The sequence below is a fragment of the Streptomyces sp. NPDC001135 genome (genome assembly GCF_053598395.1).
Genome location: NZ_JBSFKD010000041.1, coordinates 25975 through 42590 on the forward strand (window position 1 = coordinate 25975; position 16616 = coordinate 42590).

The following is a 16616-nucleotide window of genomic DNA, read 5'->3' on the forward strand; positions in this document are numbered from 1 at the left end:
GGAATCAACCATGGCACGTGCGGTCGGCATCGACCTGGGCACGACTAACTCCGTCGTCAGCGTTCTGGAGGGCGGCGAGCCCACCGTCATCACCAACGCCGAGGGCGCCAGGACCACGCCGTCCGTCGTCGCCTTCGCCAAGAACGGTGAGGTGCTCGTCGGCGAGGTCGCCAAGCGCCAGGCGGTCACGAACGTGGACCGGACCATCCGCTCGGTGAAGCGCCACATGGGCACCGACTGGAAGATCCAGCTCGACGGGAAGGACTTCAACCCGCAGCAGATCTCCGCGTTCATCCTGCAGAAGCTGAAGCGGGACGCCGAGGCCTACCTGGGCGAGAAGGTGACCGACGCGGTCATCACCGTCCCGGCCTACTTCAACGACTCCGAGCGCCAGGCGACCAAGGAGGCCGGTGAGATCGCCGGTCTGAACGTCCTGCGCATCGTCAACGAGCCGACCGCCGCCGCGCTGGCCTACGGCCTCGACAAGGACGACCAGACGATCCTCGTCTTCGACCTCGGTGGCGGCACCTTCGACGTGTCCCTCCTGGAGATCGGCGACGGCGTCGTCGAGGTGAAGGCCACCAACGGTGACAACCACCTCGGTGGTGACGACTGGGACCAGCGTGTCGTCGACTACCTGGTGCAGCAGTTCAAGTCCGGTCACGGCGTGGACCTCGCCAAGGACAAGATGGCCCTGCAGCGCCTCCGTGAGGCCGCCGAGAAGGCCAAGATCGAGCTGTCCTCCTCCACCGAGACCTCGATCAACCTGCCCTACATCACGGCGTCCGCCGAGGGCCCGCTGCACCTGGACGAGAAGCTCACCCGCGCCCAGTTCCAGCAGCTGACGGCCGACCTGCTGGAGCGCTGCAAGACGCCGTTCCACAACGTCATCAAGGACGCCGGCATCTCCATCAACGAGATCGACCACGTCGTCCTCGTCGGTGGCTCCACCCGTATGCCCGCCGTCGCCGAGCTCGTCAAGGAGCTGACCGGCGGCAAGGAGGCCAACAAGGGTGTGAACCCGGACGAGGTCGTCGCCATCGGCGCCTCGCTCCAGGCCGGTGTCCTCAAGGGCGAGGTCAAGGACGTCCTGCTCCTCGACGTCACCCCGCTGTCCCTCGGTATCGAGACCAAGGGCGGCATCATGACCAAGCTGATCGAGCGCAACACCACGATCCCGACCAAGCGCTCCGAGATCTTCACCACGGCCGAGGACAACCAGCCGTCCGTGCAGATCCAGGTCTACCAGGGCGAGCGCGAGATCGCGGCGTACAACAAGAAGCTCGGCATGTTCGAGCTGACCGGTCTGCCGCCGGCGCCGCGCGGCGTCCCGCAGATCGAGGTGTCCTTCGACATCGACGCCAACGGCATCATGCACGTGACCGCCAAGGACCTGGGCACGGGCAAGGAGCAGAAGATGACCGTCACCGGCGGCTCCTCGCTGCCGAAGGACGAGGTCGACCGCATGCGCCAGGAGGCCGAGCAGTACGCGGAGGAGGACCACCGCCGCCGCGAGGCCGCCGAGACCCGCAACCAGGGCGAGCAGCTCGTCTACCAGACCGAGAAGTTCCTCAAGGACAACGAGGACAAGGTCCCGGGCGAGATCAAGACCGAGGTCGAGGAGGCCGTCGCCGAGCTGAAGGAGAAGCTCAAGGGCGAGGACACCGCCGAGATCCGCACCGCCACCGAGAAGGTCGCGGCCGTCTCGCAGAAGCTGGGCCAGGCCATGTACGCCGACGCCCAGTCCGCGCAGGCCGCCGGCGGCCCGGAGGGTGCCACCGCCGGTGGCGCCAAGGCCGCTGACGACGACGTCGTGGACGCCGAGATCGTGGACGACGAGCGCAAGGACGGTGCCGCGTGACGGAGGAGACCCCGGGCTTCGAGGAGAAGCCCGACGTCCCCTCCGGCGCCACCCCCGACGACGCCGAGTCGAAGGCCGCCCCCGAGGAGGGGGCGGCCCCGGCCGGGGACGGAAACGCAGACGCGGGCCTGGTGGCCCAGCTGGACCAGGTGCGTACGGCGCTGAACGAGCGCACGGTCGACCTCCAGCGCCTCCAGGCGGAGTACCAGAACTACCGCCGCCGGGTCGAGCGGGACCGCATCGCGGTCAAGGAGATCGCCATCGCGAACCTCCTGACCGAGCTGCTGCCCGTGCTGGACGACATCGGCCGCGCGCGGGAACACGGCGAGCTGGTCGGCGGCTTCAAGTCGGTGGCCGAGTCGCTGGAGACCGTCGCGGCCAAGATGGGCCTGCAGCAGTTCGGCAAGGAGGGCGAGCCCTTCGACCCGACCATCCACGAGGCCCTGATGCACTCCTACGCGCCGGACGTCACCGAGACGACCTGCGTGGCGATCCTGCAGCCCGGGTATCGCATCGGCGAGCGCACCATCCGCCCCGCGCGGGTGGCCGTCGCCGAGCCGCAGCCCGGCGCGCAGACCGTCAAGGCCGAGGGCGCCGAGGAGAACACCGAGGCGAAGCAGGCCGGCTCCGCCGACGACAAGGAGAACGGTGGCCCGGAAGAGGGCTGACGTAATCACCAGAGACAGGAAGGAGGGACGTCGGGGATGAGCACCAAGGACTTCATCGAGAAGGACTACTACAAGGTCCTCGGCGTCCCCAAGGACGCCACCGAGGCCGAGATCAAGAAGGCGTACCGGAAGCTCGCCCGCGAGTTCCACCCGGACGCCAACAAGGGCAACACCAAGGCCGAGGAGCGCTTCAAGGAGATCTCCGAGGCGAACGACATCCTCGGCGACCCCAAGAAGCGCAAGGAGTACGACGAGGCACGCGCCCTGTTCGGCAACGGCGGTTTCCGCCCCGGGCCGGGCGCCGGCGGCTCCTTCAACTTCGACCTGGGCGACCTCTTCGGAGGCGGCGCCCAGGGCGGGGGTTCCGGCGGTTTCGGCGGCGGAATCGGTGACGTCTTCGGGGGCCTGTTCAACCGCGGCGGAGCCACGGGCACACGCACCCAGCCCCGGCGCGGCCAGGACATCGACACCGAGGTCACGCTGAGCTTCACGGAGGCCATCGAGGGCGCCACGGTGCCCCTCAGGATGTCCTCCCAGGCACCCTGCAAGGCCTGCTCCGGCACCGGCGACAAGAACGGCACACCGCGCGTGTGCCCGACCTGCGTCGGCACCGGGCAGGTGGCGCGGGGCTCGGGCGGCGGCTTCTCGCTCACCGACCCCTGCCCCGACTGCAAGGGCCGCGGGCTGATCGCGGAGCACCCCTGCATGGAGTGCAAGGGCAGTGGCCGCGCCAAGTCCTCGCGCACGATGCAGGTCCGCATCCCGGCCGGCGTGACCGACGGGCAGCGCATCCGGCTGCGCGGCAAGGGGGCGCCCGGCGAGCGGGGCGGACCGGCGGGCGACCTGTACGTGGTCGTGCACGTCGGCGAGCACTCGGTGTTCGGGCGCAAGGGCGACAACCTCACGGTGACCGTCCCGGTGACCTTCGTCGAGGCCGCGCTCGGCGGCGAGGTGAGGGTCCCCACCCTGGGCGGCCCGCCCGTCACCCTGAAACTGCCGCCCGGCACGCCGAACGGCCGTACGATGCGGGCCCGGGGCAAGGGCGCGGTCCGCAAGGACGGTACCCGCGGCGACCTCCTGGTCACCGTCGAGGTGCGTGTCCCCACGGACCTGTCGGGGAAGGCTCGTGACGCACTGGAGGCGTATCGCGAGGCGACCGCGGGCGAGAACCCGCGTGCGGAGCTGTTCGAGGCCGCGAAGGGAGACTGAGAGAGATGGACGGCCGTCGACGTAACCCGTATGAACTGACCGAGGAGACCCCGGTCTACGTCATCTCGGTGGCGGCCCAGCTCTCCGGACTCCACCCGCAGACGCTGCGCCAGTACGACCGACTCGGCCTGGTCTCCCCGGACCGCACCGCGGGCCGGGGCCGGCGCTACTCGGCCCGCGACATCGAACTGCTCCGCCAGGTGCAGCAGTTGTCGCAGGACGAGGGCATCAACCTGGCCGGCATCAAGCGGATCATCGAACTGGAGAACCAGGTCGCCGCCCTCCAGTCCCGGGTCGTGGAACTGGAGGCGGCCCTGGACGGCGCGGCGGCCGCGATGCAGCAGCGCGAGGCCGCCGTCCACGCCTCCTACCGCCGCGACCTGGTCCCGTACCAGGAGGTCCAGCAGACCAGCGCGCTGGTGGTGTGGCGGCCGAAGCGGCAGCAGAGCGACTGAGACACATGCGAAAGGGGCCCGGAGACAAACCTCCGGGCCCCTTGGCCTGCTGGTGGGCGGTCAGCCGGGGAGCATCTCGCCCGCCCTCTCGATCGCGCCGCGCAGCAGCCGGCTGCCCGGGACGGAGTCGGGCACCGGACGGCGGGGGTCTGACGCTCCCGTTCTCTTGCCGTCTCCTTTGCCGTTTCCTGAACGGCCCTTGGATGAAGGGTCCGTAAAGGGTGTTTGGAGATGATTCCGCTCGGCCTTCACAGGGTCAGCCGAGGGTGGTGTTGCGGACTCGTTAAGTAGTTACGCTTGACGCCGGGTGTGGCCTGCGCGTTGTCTTTTCAGACACCTGGGTCGTATAGCAGCCCTACGTCCGGAACGCACCTGAAGTGAGCCCCCGAATGCGTCGTATCGCCATATCCGTGGCCGCGTCCACGATGACCCTCTCGCTCGCCGGATGCGGCGTGCTGGACGCGACGGGGGACGGCGCGAACGCGAGCCCGAGCAAGGGCGACGACATCACCGTGGGCCTGCTGCTGCCGGAGAAGGCGAACAGCCGCTACGACAGGTTCGACTACCCCATCATCAAGGACAAGGTCGCCCAACTCACCAAGAAGCAGGGCAAGGTCGAGTACGACAACGCCGACGCGGACGCCTCCCGGCAGGCCTCGCAGCTGCAGAAGATGATCGACGACAAGGTCGACATCATCCTGCTCGACGCCGTCGACTCGCACGCCGTCGCCGCCGGGGTGAAGAAGGCCAAGGACGCCGGCATCCCGGTCATCGCCTACGACCGTCTCGCCGAGGGCCCGATCGACGCCTACGTCTCCTTCGACAACGAGCTCGTCGGCGAGGTGCAGGGCCGCACCCTGCTGGAGGCCCTCGGGCCGAACACCGACACCTCCGACAAGATCGTCATGGTGAACGGCTCGCCCACCGACCCGAACGCCAAGCAGTTCAAGCAGGGCGCGCTCTCCGAGCTGAACGGCAAGGTGACGATCGCGGGGTCGTACGACACCACGGACTGGAAGCCGGAGCTCGCCGAGACCGAGATGGCCAGGGCGATCGGCGCGATCGGCAAGAACAACATCGCCGGCGTGTACGCCGCCAACGACGGCATGGCGGGCGGTGTCATCAAGGCCCTGAAGGCGGCCGGCGTCACGAGCCTGCCCCCGGTCACCGGTCAGGACGCGGAGCTCGACGCGGTCCAGCGGATCGTGGCCGGCGAGCAGTACATGAGCGTCTACAAGGCCTACCCGGACGAGGCCGAGGCCGCCGCGCAGATGGCCGTAGCCAAGATCCAGGGCAAGGACATCCAGTTCGACGCGCTCACCCAGGACAAGGTCGACAGCCCCACCGACAAGGACATCCCGGCCAAGCTGATCCAGCCGATCGCCCTGACCAAGCGCACCGTCAAGTCCACGGTCATCGCGGACGGCATCTACTCCGTGGGTGACATCTGCACCCCCAAGTACAAGGCGGCCTGCCTGACGCTCGGCCTGAAGTAGGGCACGTTCCCGGCGGATCGCTTCAGCTTGTTGCAAGGCGAGGGGCGGAGCCTGGTCGATACCCGGACATAACCGCTTTTTCTGCTGGCCCCGTTGAGTCGAGCCGTGTTGCGGACCCGGTCGACGCCGCGCATAGTTGCGCTGCGGAAGTGGCAGCACACCGGGGGTGAAATGGGCGATGGCCGGGCGCGGGGCGGACGAGCATCCACACGGCGCCGACCGACTGTGCGCGGCCGGGGATCGGGTGTATTCCCGGGCCGTACGCCGCGGGCGGGTGCCGCGCACGGATGCCGAGACGGTGCCCTGCCTGCTGGAACTGGCCCTGCTGCACCCGGACCCCGACGACATGGACTGGCTGGTGCCGACCTCCCCGCAGGAGGTCATGACCAGGCTGCTGCGCGGGGTCTACGACGAGGTCAGCGAGAGTCAGCGGCGGGTGGGCTCGGCGGTGGCCGCCTTCGAGTGGTACGCCGGACTGGGCCGTCAGCTGGGCGCGCTCGCCGCGCCCGCCGAGGGCAGCGCGATCCGGGTGCTGGACGGGCTGTCCCGGATCCAGGCCGCGATGGACGAGGCGACCAAGGCGTGCACGACGGAGGTGCTCACCGTGCAGCCCGGCGGCATCCGCCGGGAGGCCGAGCTGACCGAGGGGCTGCACCGGGCGCTGGCACTGCGCGGCCGGGGCGTGCGCATGCGCGACCTGTACACCCACGTGGCCCGGCACGGGCAGGGGCTGCTCACCTACCTGGAGCTGATGGGCGACACGGTCGAGGCCCGGACCCTGGACGAGGTGATCGACCGGCTCATCCTCTTCGACCGCACGGTCGCCTTCATCCCCGCCAACTCCGACCGCACGATGGCGCTGGAGCTGCGCCACCCGGCCCTGGTCGAGTACCTGGTCACGGTCTTCGAACGCCTCTGGCGCCTGGCCATCCCGCTCACCGCCCCCCTCCCCGACACCGGCATCGAGGGCATCTCGCACCGTGAGCAGTCCATCGCCGCACTGCTCGCCGAGGGCCACCAGGACGCCGTGATCGCCGAGCGGCTCGGTATCAGCGTGCGTACCTGCCGCGCCCACATCGCCCGCCTCTCGGAGACCCTCGGCGCGGCCAGCCGTACCCAACTCGGCGTCCGGATCGCCCAGGTCGGTCTGGACGGCCACCGCGGCCCCGCGCTGCCGGCCGGCGCGCTCACGGCTCCTGATCAGGAATCCCCGAGCGTGCGATGAGACGGCCGAGCCGGCGCGGCGTGACACCTGTGCTCGCCCGTCACTGCTCACCACCCGACGAGGTGTCCTTGTCCAGCAGTCCGGACTGCGCGATGAGGAAGCCGAGCTGGGCGCGGCTGCCGCTGCCGAGGGCCGAGGCCAGTTTGGCGATGTGGGCCCGGCAGGTGCGGACGTTCATCCCGAGGCGGCGGGCTATGGCCTCGTCCACGTGGCCCTCCACCAGGAGTTTGGCGATGGAGTGCTGGATCTCCGGGATGCCGTCGGGGGCGGTCTCGTAGGGGGCGCCGGCGCTCAGCGGGACCGCGCGGGACCACATGAACTCGAAGACCTTGATCAGGTAGCGGACGAGCCCCGGATGCCGGAGTTCGAGGGCGATCTCCCCGTCGTCGCGGGTCGGGATGAAGGCCACGGTCTCGTCGCAGATGATCAGCCGCTCGACGAGTTCGTCGATGGTCCGGTACTCCACCTTGCCGTCGGTGAACTGGGCCACGTACGCCAGCGTCTCCGGGCTGTAGCGGGCCGGATGCTGGTAGAGGGTGCGGATGCGGCAGCCGCGTTCGATCAGCGGCCTGTCGCGTTCCAGTGCCTTGTTCAGGGTGTGTTCGAGCCGTCGGCGGCTCGGCTGGACGGTGAGCATCTCGGTCTGGCACTGGGCGGTGGCCAGGTCGAGCGCCGCGTTGATCCGGTCGATGCCCTCCAGCACGGTGATCGAGTGCGTGGTGGCCGTGGGCTGGGCACTGATGCTCATGAACGGCTCGAAGGCGTCGGCCAGTTCGATGGACTGCCGTCTGCGCTGGGTGATCTCGCGCTCGAGGGGGGTGAGCCGCTGGGCCAAGGCGATCGACGGCGGCACCGGGCGCAGCCAGTTCGGGTCGTCGGGGTCGGGATGGAGAAGGGCGAACTCCATCAAACACGGCGCGGGTTCCGCATCCGCACGGGCTAGGCGTCCCGTCCGGAGAGCGTTCCCGTAAAGGCGGCGCCCTTCCTCGCACAGGTCGGTCAGCCCGTGGGGATGTGTCCGCTTAGTCTCATTTATCGCCAAATCTCCACCCCCCAGGGTCCTGAACGTGCAGGAACATGATGCATCGTTTGTGTGGCCATGACGTGCCGGAATGGGCCATCGTCGTATTCGGACGGGGGAGAGGTGACCTTCACATGAGGACGAAGCCGACTATGCGTAAGAAAATGCTTCGCTCGGCGCTTGTCGCCGCCTTCTCCGCCGTATTGGCCTTTGGGGCGCTGACCGGCCACGCGGGGACGAAGAGTGCTGTCGCGCAGGACAGCAGCTGGCTCACTGTTGCCGCCGGTTCCGGTGACAGCAGTTGGGTGATCGCGGCGTCCGATGTCCCGGGTGACAGTTCGTGGGTCGCCCCGAGGGACAGTTCCTGGGTCGCCCCGAAGGACAGCAGCTGGATCGTGCGCTCATGACCACTCCACCCGACGACCGGTCCTTCCGTCGCGAAATGGCCACGGCCTACCGCTCCGGCTGGCACTTCATCGACCTGGTCACCGCCATCCCCCACAGTGGTGACTCGCTGATGGTGACCGTGTTCGGCGAGCCGGTCGTCGTCACCAGGGACGACGACGAGGACGTCCGCGCGTACCGGTGCCTGCGCAAGCCGCGTGGCGCGCCCCAGCCGGTGCGATGTGCCATCCGGTACGGAATGATCTTCGTGAACCTCGACCAGCGGGACCACCGGCTCGCCGAGCCGACGGACCAGGACCTCAGGACCATCTCAGCCACCCCCCGCAGTGCCTGACGCGATTCCCCCGTCGTACAAGATCGCTCAGGTGCTTCCCCCCGCAGCGGCGTCACCGTGACCTGAACACGGTGACGCCGCTGCAGTTTTTGTGGGTACATTCCGTGGTATTTCGTGCATGGGTGCGCTTCCAGCGTGGCCGAAAGTTTTCGGCCGCCTCAGCCGTTCCCCAGTGACCGCAGCACCTCTATCTCGATCACCACGCGCGCCGGATTCGGCCCCGGCGTCCGCTCGTAGCGCTCGGCATAGCGCCGCACCGCCTCCGCGACCCGTTCCGGCTCCGTGCGGACCCGTGCGCGCCCTTCCAGCGTGGCCCAGCGCCGGCCGTCCACCTGGCACACCGCGACCCGGGCGCCCCCGGGCCCGGCCGCGCGCACGTGTCCCGCCTTCGCGCTGGTCCCGTTGGTGATCACCCTGGCCAGCCCGGCTTCCGCGTCGTACGTCACCCCCACCGGCACCACGTGCGGGCTGCCGTCGGGCCGCAGCGTCGTCAGGGTGCACAGGTGGCGTTCCCGCCAGAACTCCAGGTACTGCTCAGAGTGCTTCGCCATGACCCGCAACCTAGCCCCCGCAAGCCCTTCCGCCCACCTTGAGCGGAATAGACTCAACTTTGTGTACGCTGACTAAGTCAGCAGTGGAGAGCGGACGAGGAGGAGAACGGACAACGTGGACGCCGAGCTGACCAACAGGAGCCGGGACGCGATCAACGCGGCCAGCAACCGCGCCGTGACCGAGGGGCACCCGGACCTCACGCCTGCGCACCTGCTCCTCGCGCTGCTCGCGGGGCAGGAGAACGAGAACATCACCGACCTGCTCGCCGCCGTGGAGGCCGACCAGGCCGCCGTACGCGCGGGCGCCGAGAAGATCCTGGCCACCCTGCCCAGCGTGACCGGATCGACCGTCGCGCCCCCGCAGCCCAACCGCGAGCTGCTGGCCGTCATCGCGGACGCCACCGAGCGCGCCAAGGCGCTCGGCGACGAGTACCTGTCCACCGAGCACCTGGTCATCGGTATCGCCGCGAAGGGCGGCGCGGCCGGGGACGTGCTCAAGGGGCAGGGCGCCGATGCGAAGAAGCTGCAGGAGGCCTTCCAGAAGGCCAGGGGAGGACGCCGCGTGACCACCGCCGACCCCGAGGGCCAGTACAAGGCCCTGGAGAAGTTCGGCACCGACTTCACCGCCGCCGCCCGCGAGGGCCGGCTGGACCCGGTCATCGGGCGGGACCAGGAGATCCGGCGGGTCGTGCAGGTGCTGAGCCGCCGTACGAAGAACAACCCCGTCCTCATCGGCGAGCCCGGCGTCGGCAAGACCGCCGTGGTCGAGGGGCTCGCCCAGCGGATCGTCAAGGGGGACGTGCCCGAGTCGCTGAAGGACAAGCGGCTCGTCGCGCTCGACCTCGGCGCGATGGTGGCCGGGGCCAAGTACCGCGGCGAGTTCGAGGAGCGGCTGAAGGCCGTCCTCGCCGAGATCAAGGACTCCGACGGGCAGATCATCACCTTCATCGACGAGCTGCACACCGTCGTCGGCGCCGGCGCGGGCGGCGACTCCGCCATGGACGCCGGCAACATGCTCAAGCCCATGCTGGCCCGCGGCGAGCTGCGCATGGTCGGCGCCACCACGCTGGACGAGTACCGGGAGCGGATCGAGAAGGACCCCGCCCTGGAGCGCCGCTTCCAGCAGGTGCTGGTCGCCGAGCCGACGGTGGAGGACACGGTCGCGATCCTCCGCGGCCTGAAGGGCCGCTACGAGGCCCACCACAAGGTCCAGATCGCGGACTCGGCGCTGGTGGCGGCGGCCACCCTCTCCGACCGCTACATCACCTCCCGCTTCCTGCCCGACAAGGCCATCGACCTGGTCGACGAGGCGGCCTCCCGCCTGCGCATGGAGATCGACTCCTCGCCCGTCGAGATCGACGAACTCCAGCGCGCCGTCGACCGGCTGAAGATGGAGGAGCTGGCGATCGGCAAGGAGACCGACCCGGCCTCCCTCGCCCGCCTGGAGAAGCTGCGCCGCGACCTCGCCGACAAGGAGGAGGAACTGCGGGGCCTGACCGCCCGCTGGGAGAAGGAGAAGCAGTCCCTCAACCGCGTCGGTGAGCTGAAGGAGAAGCTGGACGACCTGCGCGGCCAGGCCGAGCGCGCCCAGCGCGACGGCGACTTCGACACCGCCGCCAAGCTCCTGTACGGCGAGATCCCCCAGCTGGAGAAGGAGCTGGAGGCCGCCTCCGAGGCCGAGGAGGCGTTGACATCCTCCGCCTCCGGCGGGGGCGCCAAGGACACGATGGTCAAGGAGGAGGTCGGCTCCGACGACATCGCCGACGTCGTCGCCGCCTGGACCGGCATCCCCGCCGGCCGCCTGCTGGAGGGCGAGACGCAGAAACTGCTGCGCATGGAGGAGGAACTCGGCAAGCGGCTCATCGGCCAGACCGAGGCCGTACGGGCGGTCAGCGACGCCGTACGGCGCTCACGCGCCGGTATCGCCGACCCCGACCGCCCCACCGGCTCCTTCCTCTTCCTCGGCCCGACCGGTGTCGGCAAGACCGAACTCGCCAAGGCGCTGGCCGACTTCCTCTTCGACGACGAGCGGGCCATGGTCCGCATCGACATGTCGGAGTACGGCGAGAAGCACAGCGTGGCCCGGCTGGTCGGCGCGCCCCCCGGGTACGTCGGTTACGAGGAGGGCGGCCAGCTGACCGAGGCGGTGCGCCGCCGCCCGTACAGCGTCGTGCTGCTGGACGAGGTGGAGAAGGCCCACCCCGAGGTCTTCGACATCCTGCTCCAGGTGCTGGACGACGGCCGCCTGACGGACGGTCAGGGGCGGACGGTCGACTTCCGCAACACCATCCTGGTCCTCACCTCCAACCTGGGCAGCCAGTTCCTGGTCGACCCGCTGACGAGCGAGGTGGAGAAGAAGGAACAGGTCCTGGAGACGGTCCGGTCGTCCTTCAAGCCGGAGTTCCTCAACCGGCTGGACGACCTGGTGGTGTTCTCGGCCCTGACCAAGCCCGAGCTGGAGCGGATCGCGCAGCTCCAGATCGACCGGCTGGCCAGGCGGCTCGCCGAGCGCCGGCTCACCCTGGACATCACACCCGAGGCGCTGGCCTGGCTGGCGGAGGAGGGCCTGGACCCGGCCTACGGCGCCCGCCCGCTGCGCCGCCTCGTCCAGACCGCCATCGGCGACCGCCTCGCCAAGGAGATCCTCTCCGGCGAGGTCGCGGACGGCGACACGGTCCGCGTCGACCGCTTCGGCGAGGGACTGCTGGTCGGGCCGGCCACGGGGAAGACGCTGTGACGCTCCGGAAGACGCTGTGACGCTCCGGTGGTGAACGCCGAGAACCGTACGAGGGCCCGGTCCGGGCCCTCGTACGCGGAGTCCGGGAGCAGTACCGCGCCTTCGGCTCCGGCGCGTGTCCTCGTCAGCCCGGCAGCCGGAATCATGTCAGCCCACGGCTGACAGCGGGGCGTCGGGGCTTGCCTCCCCCCTCCCTGCATGGGGGAGGATGGCCAGATCCACCATGAAGGGAAAAACACGGTGAGCATCGACCCGTCCTCGATTCCGAACTTCGGGGGCCAGCCCGAACCGCAGCCCCAGGGACCGGCCGGCCCCGTCCTCCCGGATCAGGACCTCGTGAAGCAGCTCCTCGACCAGATGGAGCTGAAGTACGTCGTCGACGAGGAAGGCGACCTCGCGGCTCCGTGGGAGCAGTTCCGCACCTACTTCATGTTCCGCGGGGAGGCCGAGCAGATGGTCTTCTCGGTGCGGACCTTCTACGACCGCCCCCACCCCATCGATGAGAAGCCGCAGCTGCTGGAGTCCATCGACGAATGGAACCGCCGCACCCTGTGGCCCAAGGTCTACAGCCACACCCACGAGGACGGCACCGTCCGTCTGATCGGCGAGGCTCAGATGCTGATCGGCACGGGCGTCGACATCAACCACTTCGTCTCCTCCACGGTCAGCTGGGTGCGGGCCGCGATCGAGTTCGACAAGTGGCTCGTCGAGCAGCTCGGCCTGGAGCAGGAGGTCGACGAGGCGGACAAGCCCGAGGACGACGGCGAGTAGGTCCCGCCGTACGGCCTACAGCGGCTCCCGCGCGTACACCACCAGGTACGCGCCGTAGAGACAGCTGAGCCCGGCCAGGCTCGCGACCAGCACGGTCGCGTGCCAGGGCCGGGCTTTCGCCATGCGCACCAGCCCCCGGGCGAGCGGCAGCAGCAGCGGAAACGCCGGCAGCAGGAACCGCGGCTTGGACTCGAAGAACCCCGACCCGCCGAGCGCGATCAGCAGCAGCGCTCCGCTGTGCACGAGCAGCGGCAGCGGAGCGCGGTCCAGGCACAACAGCGCGTACAGCACCGCCGCCGCCACGACGATCACCAGCGCCACCGGGAACACGAACCGGCTGCCGTGCAGCAGCATGGCGCGCACGAACTCCAGCGAGCCCCGTCCGAAGTCGAAGCGCGATCCCCACAGCCGCTGCACCTCGAAATAGCCGCCGAGCGCATCCCCCTTCCGCCGGCCCACCCACAGCACGTACCCCGTCCAGCCCAGCGGGGCGAGCGCCGCGCCCGTCCACAGCCTGTGGGAAACCCTTCCGCGCCGTCGCCACACCTCGGCCCCGGCCGCGGCCAGCACCGCGGCGGCGACCGTGAACCCGTTCGGCCGGGCCAGCCCCGCGAGCGCCGCGAGGACACCGGCCCACAGCCAGTTCCCGGCCAGCACCGCGTACAGCGACCAGGCCGCGAACGCGGTCAGCACCGGCTCGGTGTACGCCATCGACAGCACCACCGAGTGCGGCAGCAGCCCCCACAGCAGCACCAGCGCGATGCCGGTGGTCCGCCCGTACAGCCGGGAGCCGACCGCATGGATCCCGGCTGCGGCCACGGCGGCACCGGTCCACGAGATCAGCAGCCCGGCGAGGCTCCCGTCGAGCGGGGCCAGCCCGGTCACCGCCCGCAGCAGCACCGGGTACAGCGGGAAGAACGCCAGGTCGCTGTGCGGGCCCGGGGCGTGGGAGGGCAGGTCGTGGCCGTAGCCGTGCGCGGCGATGCCCAGGTACCAGACCGAGTCCCAGGACCTGCCGAGCAGGGCCACCGGGTGCCGGCCGGCGACATGCGCGACGAGGGCGAGTACGGCCACCCCGGTGAGCCGGGCCCCGAGGAACAGGCCCACGGCGACCCCGCTCGCTCGCACGGTGCGTGTGCGCTGCGCCGGCTTCGGCGTGGTGAGGGACGGGGCGATGACGGTGCTGGCGTGGCTCACATCTCTGCACCCTGCAAGTGCGGGCGGGCGAGCGCGAGCAGGTGACCGCCGTCGGTGTCACGGGTTCACCTGTGTCGAGTAAGCGGGGAGGCGCCCGCGCCCACGCGGCGCGGCCGCGCATCGGCACAGCCCCGCGCCCCTTCGGAGCGCTTACAGTGCCCGGAGCCGTTCAGCGGCCTCCCTCAGGACTTCCTCCCGCTTGCAGAACGCGAACCGTACGAACGGTGCCCCGGCCTCCCGGTCGTCGTAGAAGACGGCGTTGGGGATCGCCACCACACCCGCGCGTTCCGGCAGGGCGCGGCAGAAGGCGAAGCCGTCCTTCTCGCCGAGGGGGCGGATGTCGGTGGTGATGAAGTACGTGCCGGCCGGGACGAAGACCTCGAAGCCCGCCTCCGTCAGGCCCTGCGCCAGGATGTCGCGGCGGGCCAGCATGGACCGGCGGAACTCCTCGAAGTAGGAGTCGGGCAGGGCCAGGGCCTCGGCGACCGCGTACTGGAAGGGGCCCGAGGAGACGTACGTCAGGAACTGCTTCACCGAGCGGACCGCGCCCACCAGCTCCGGTGCGGCCGTGACCCAGCCGACCTTCCAGCCGGTGAAGGAGAACGTCTTGCCGGCCGAGCCGATCGTCACCGTGCGCTCGCGCATGCCGGGGAAGGAGGCGAGCGGGAGGTGCCCGGCCTCGTCGAAGACCAGGTGCTCGTACACCTCGTCCGTGACCACGAGCAGGTCCCGTTCGACCGCCAGCTCGGCGATCGCGGCCAGCTCCGCGCCCGTGAGGACCGTACCGGTCGGGTTGTGCGGGGTGTTGACCAGCAGCAGCCGGGTGCGGTCGGTGACGGCGGCGCGCAGCTCGTCCAGGTCCAGGCGGAAGGAGCCGTCGTGCGGGCGCAGGGTGACCGGTACGCGCGTGCCGCCCGCCAGCGCGATGCTCGCCGCGTAGGAGTCGTAGTACGGCTCCAGGGCCACGACCTCGTCGCCCGGCTCCACCAGCGCCAGCAGCGCCGCCGCGATGGCCTCCGTCGCGCCCGCCGTGACCAGCACCTCGGTGTCGGGGTCGTAGGACAGCCCGTAGCGGCGCAGCTGGTGCGCGGAGATCGCGGTGCGCAGCTCCGGGACGCCGGGCCCCGGCGGGTACTGGTTGCCGCGGCCCTCGCGCAGCGCCCGCACCGCCGCCTCGCGCACCTCCTCGGGGCCGTCGGTGTCGGGGAAGCCCTGGCCCAGGTTGATCGCCCCGGTCGCCACGGCGAGCGCGGACATCTCGGCGAAGATCGTCGTCCCGAACGCGGCGAGGCGGCGGTTGAGGTGAGGACGTGCGCTGGAGGTCATGCCGGCCATCCTGCGCCCAAGCTCTGGAGTTCCTCAACTCTGCTTTGAGCCCCGGGGCGGCCGGGCATCCCCCGGTCACCGCGGTCCACGGGGGGCCGTTCGGGGGGAACGGAAGGGGGGTGACGCCGTGGTCGTCGGCATCATCTGCGTCGCTGTGGTGTGGGGTGTGTGGGGTTGCCTCCTGGCCGTCACGGAGCGGAGGAAGGGGCGGCGGAAGGTGTCGCTCGGCAAGCGCGGCGGCGGCCGGTCCCGGTCGCACCGCTCGTCCTCGTCGTCGTCCTCGTACGACGGCAGCGGCAGCTGGTGGGCGGGCAGCACCGACTCCGGTTCGTCGGGCGGGCACCACGGAGGGCACCACAGCAGCCACTCCTCCTGCGGCGGGGGTCACCACTCCTGCGGAGGCCACTCCTCCTGCGGCGGGGGTTCGTCCTGCGGCGGAGGTTCGTCGTGCGGCGGCGGGGGCGGATGCGGCGGAGGCAGCTGACACGGGGCAGCTGAGCTTTCGGGGGAACCGCATACGGCCGCACAGGGGCGCCCGCCGGTGAAGGCAGCCGGCGGGCGCCCGCCGTCTCGTCCTCGCGCCGGGCGTACGCCATGGTTGAACAGTTGAACTGTGTAGCCCTCTGAGGGATGGAAACCCCACGAAGTTGGGTAAAAACGCGGTGGGGGCGCCTCTGTTCATGATTCCCTCTAAACCGCCAACGCAGCCCCTCGGACGTCCCTGAGACTCCCCACCCGGCCGAGCCGGCTGGGCTGACATGGCCGATCTCCCCCCCTCATCGCGTGTTTGCGGAGCCGATCCATGCTCACGACCCTGAACACCTCCTACACCGATACGCGCGCTGCCGACCTGGCCTGGGCTCTGGGACGCGAGCCGCTGCCGGCCCTGGCCACCCTCGATCTGGAACTCACCGGCACAAAGCTCCAGTTGAGACTGCTCGGCGCATCCCACCAGGTGCTGCTGGAGGAGGAGCGCGGCCTGTGTTCGGAGACGGTCGCGTGCATCCCCGGCTCCAGCACCCCGCTGCCGCTCGGCGTCGCCAAGCGGGTCGGCGACTGGGAGTACGAGTTCGCCGCACGCGTCGAGGTGCTCACCCCCGGCTCGTTCGCGGGCCGCGCCCAGGAGTTGCTGGCCCTCGTCTCCGACCATCCGCACGGCCTCGCGGGCGTCTTCCCGGGCAGCCCGCACGCCTTCACCGCCATGCTGGCACAGCGCCACGAGGGTCAGGTGCACTGGCGCACCTGGCACGCCTACCCGCAGGACGGCCAGTTGGTGGCCACCCGTACCCGGGTCGGCGAGCGGATGAAGGGGCCGCAGCCCGCTGAGCACACCGCGCTGACATAAACCCGCCGGGTGTCA

At 70.2% G+C, this 16616-nt stretch carries 14 protein-coding genes; 10 read left to right on the forward strand and 4 right to left on the reverse strand.

Features of this window, described 5'->3' with window-relative positions; all coding sequences use genetic code 11:
- Positions 1 to 10 precede the first annotated feature (10 nt).
- The 6 genes from dnaK to ACWC94_RS36010 all read left to right on the forward strand — a co-directional run bounded on the left by dnaK (position 11) and on the right by ACWC94_RS36010 (position 6914).
- Positions 11 to 1861 (forward strand): molecular chaperone DnaK, encoded by a 1851-nt coding sequence (gene dnaK / locus ACWC94_RS35985; RefSeq protein WP_450801481.1) that lies wholly within the window; start codon positions 11 to 13, stop codon positions 1859 to 1861.
- A complete protein-coding gene (gene grpE / locus ACWC94_RS35990; protein ID WP_450801482.1) occupies positions 1858 to 2529 on the forward strand; it encodes a nucleotide exchange factor GrpE in 672 nt (223 codons plus the stop codon). The genes dnaK and grpE overlap by 4 nt, the downstream gene beginning before the upstream one ends.
- A gap of 36 nt (positions 2530 to 2565) precedes the next feature.
- Positions 2566 to 3738, forward strand: coding sequence for a molecular chaperone DnaJ (dnaJ, locus tag ACWC94_RS35995; protein WP_450801483.1), 1173 nt, complete (start codon positions 2566 to 2568; stop codon positions 3736 to 3738).
- Between the two features lie 5 nt (positions 3739 to 3743).
- On the forward strand, positions 3744 to 4193 hold the full coding sequence (locus ACWC94_RS36000; RefSeq protein ID WP_450801484.1) for a heat shock protein transcriptional repressor HspR: 450 nt from the start codon (positions 3744 to 3746) through the stop codon (positions 4191 to 4193).
- Between the two features lie 389 nt (positions 4194 to 4582).
- Positions 4583 to 5689, forward strand: coding sequence for a sugar ABC transporter substrate-binding protein (locus ACWC94_RS36005; protein ID WP_450801485.1), 1107 nt, complete (start codon positions 4583 to 4585; stop codon positions 5687 to 5689).
- Positions 5690 to 5867: 178 nt separating this feature from the next.
- Positions 5868 to 6914 (forward strand): LuxR C-terminal-related transcriptional regulator, encoded by a 1047-nt coding sequence (locus ACWC94_RS36010; protein WP_450801486.1) that lies wholly within the window; start codon positions 5868 to 5870, stop codon positions 6912 to 6914.
- 40 nt (positions 6915 to 6954) lie between these two features.
- Here the strand turns inward: ACWC94_RS36010 and ACWC94_RS36015 are convergent, their stop codons facing one another.
- Positions 6955 to 7917 carry a helix-turn-helix transcriptional regulator gene (locus tag ACWC94_RS36015; protein WP_450801532.1) on the reverse strand — a complete coding sequence of 321 codons (963 nt, stop codon included), beginning with the start codon at positions 7915 to 7917 and terminating at the stop codon, positions 6955 to 6957.
- A gap of 421 nt (positions 7918 to 8338) precedes the next feature.
- Here ACWC94_RS36015 and ACWC94_RS36020 point away from each other — a divergent pair, with 421 nt between their 5' ends.
- Entirely contained in the window at positions 8339 to 8674 is a 336-nt protein-coding gene (locus tag ACWC94_RS36020) for a Rieske (2Fe-2S) protein (protein ID WP_031172594.1), read from the forward strand.
- Positions 8675 to 8832: 158 nt separating this feature from the next.
- Here the strand turns inward: ACWC94_RS36020 and ACWC94_RS36025 are convergent, their stop codons facing one another.
- Positions 8833 to 9225: a pyridoxamine 5'-phosphate oxidase family protein gene (locus ACWC94_RS36025; RefSeq protein WP_450801487.1), complete on the reverse strand. Its 393-nt coding sequence runs from the start codon at positions 9223 to 9225 to the stop codon at positions 8833 to 8835.
- A gap of 115 nt (positions 9226 to 9340) precedes the next feature.
- Here ACWC94_RS36025 and clpB point away from each other — a divergent pair, with 115 nt between their 5' ends.
- Both clpB and ACWC94_RS36035 read left to right on the forward strand, forming a co-directional pair.
- Positions 9341 to 11962, forward strand: coding sequence for an ATP-dependent chaperone ClpB (clpB, locus tag ACWC94_RS36030; protein ID WP_450801488.1), 2622 nt, complete (start codon positions 9341 to 9343; stop codon positions 11960 to 11962).
- Positions 11963 to 12202: 240 nt separating this feature from the next.
- Complete coding sequence (locus tag ACWC94_RS36035) at positions 12203 to 12733, forward strand: YbjN domain-containing protein (RefSeq protein ID WP_450801489.1); 531 nt, start codon at positions 12203 to 12205, stop codon at positions 12731 to 12733.
- Between the two features lie 15 nt (positions 12734 to 12748).
- Here ACWC94_RS36035 and ACWC94_RS36040 read toward each other — a convergent pair whose 3' ends face one another.
- Positions 12749 to 13930: a hypothetical protein gene (locus ACWC94_RS36040; RefSeq protein ID WP_450801490.1), complete on the reverse strand. Its 1182-nt coding sequence runs from the start codon at positions 13928 to 13930 to the stop codon at positions 12749 to 12751.
- 150 nt (positions 13931 to 14080) lie between these two features.
- Positions 14081 to 15265: a pyridoxal phosphate-dependent aminotransferase gene (locus ACWC94_RS36045; RefSeq protein ID WP_450801491.1), complete on the reverse strand. Its 1185-nt coding sequence runs from the start codon at positions 15263 to 15265 to the stop codon at positions 14081 to 14083.
- 793 nt (positions 15266 to 16058) lie between these two features.
- Here ACWC94_RS36045 and ACWC94_RS36050 point away from each other — a divergent pair.
- Positions 16059 to 16601, forward strand: a complete 543-nt coding sequence (locus ACWC94_RS36050; RefSeq protein ID WP_450801492.1) for a DUF2617 family protein — start codon at positions 16059 to 16061, stop codon at positions 16599 to 16601.
- Positions 16602 to 16616: the final 15 nt, after the last annotated feature.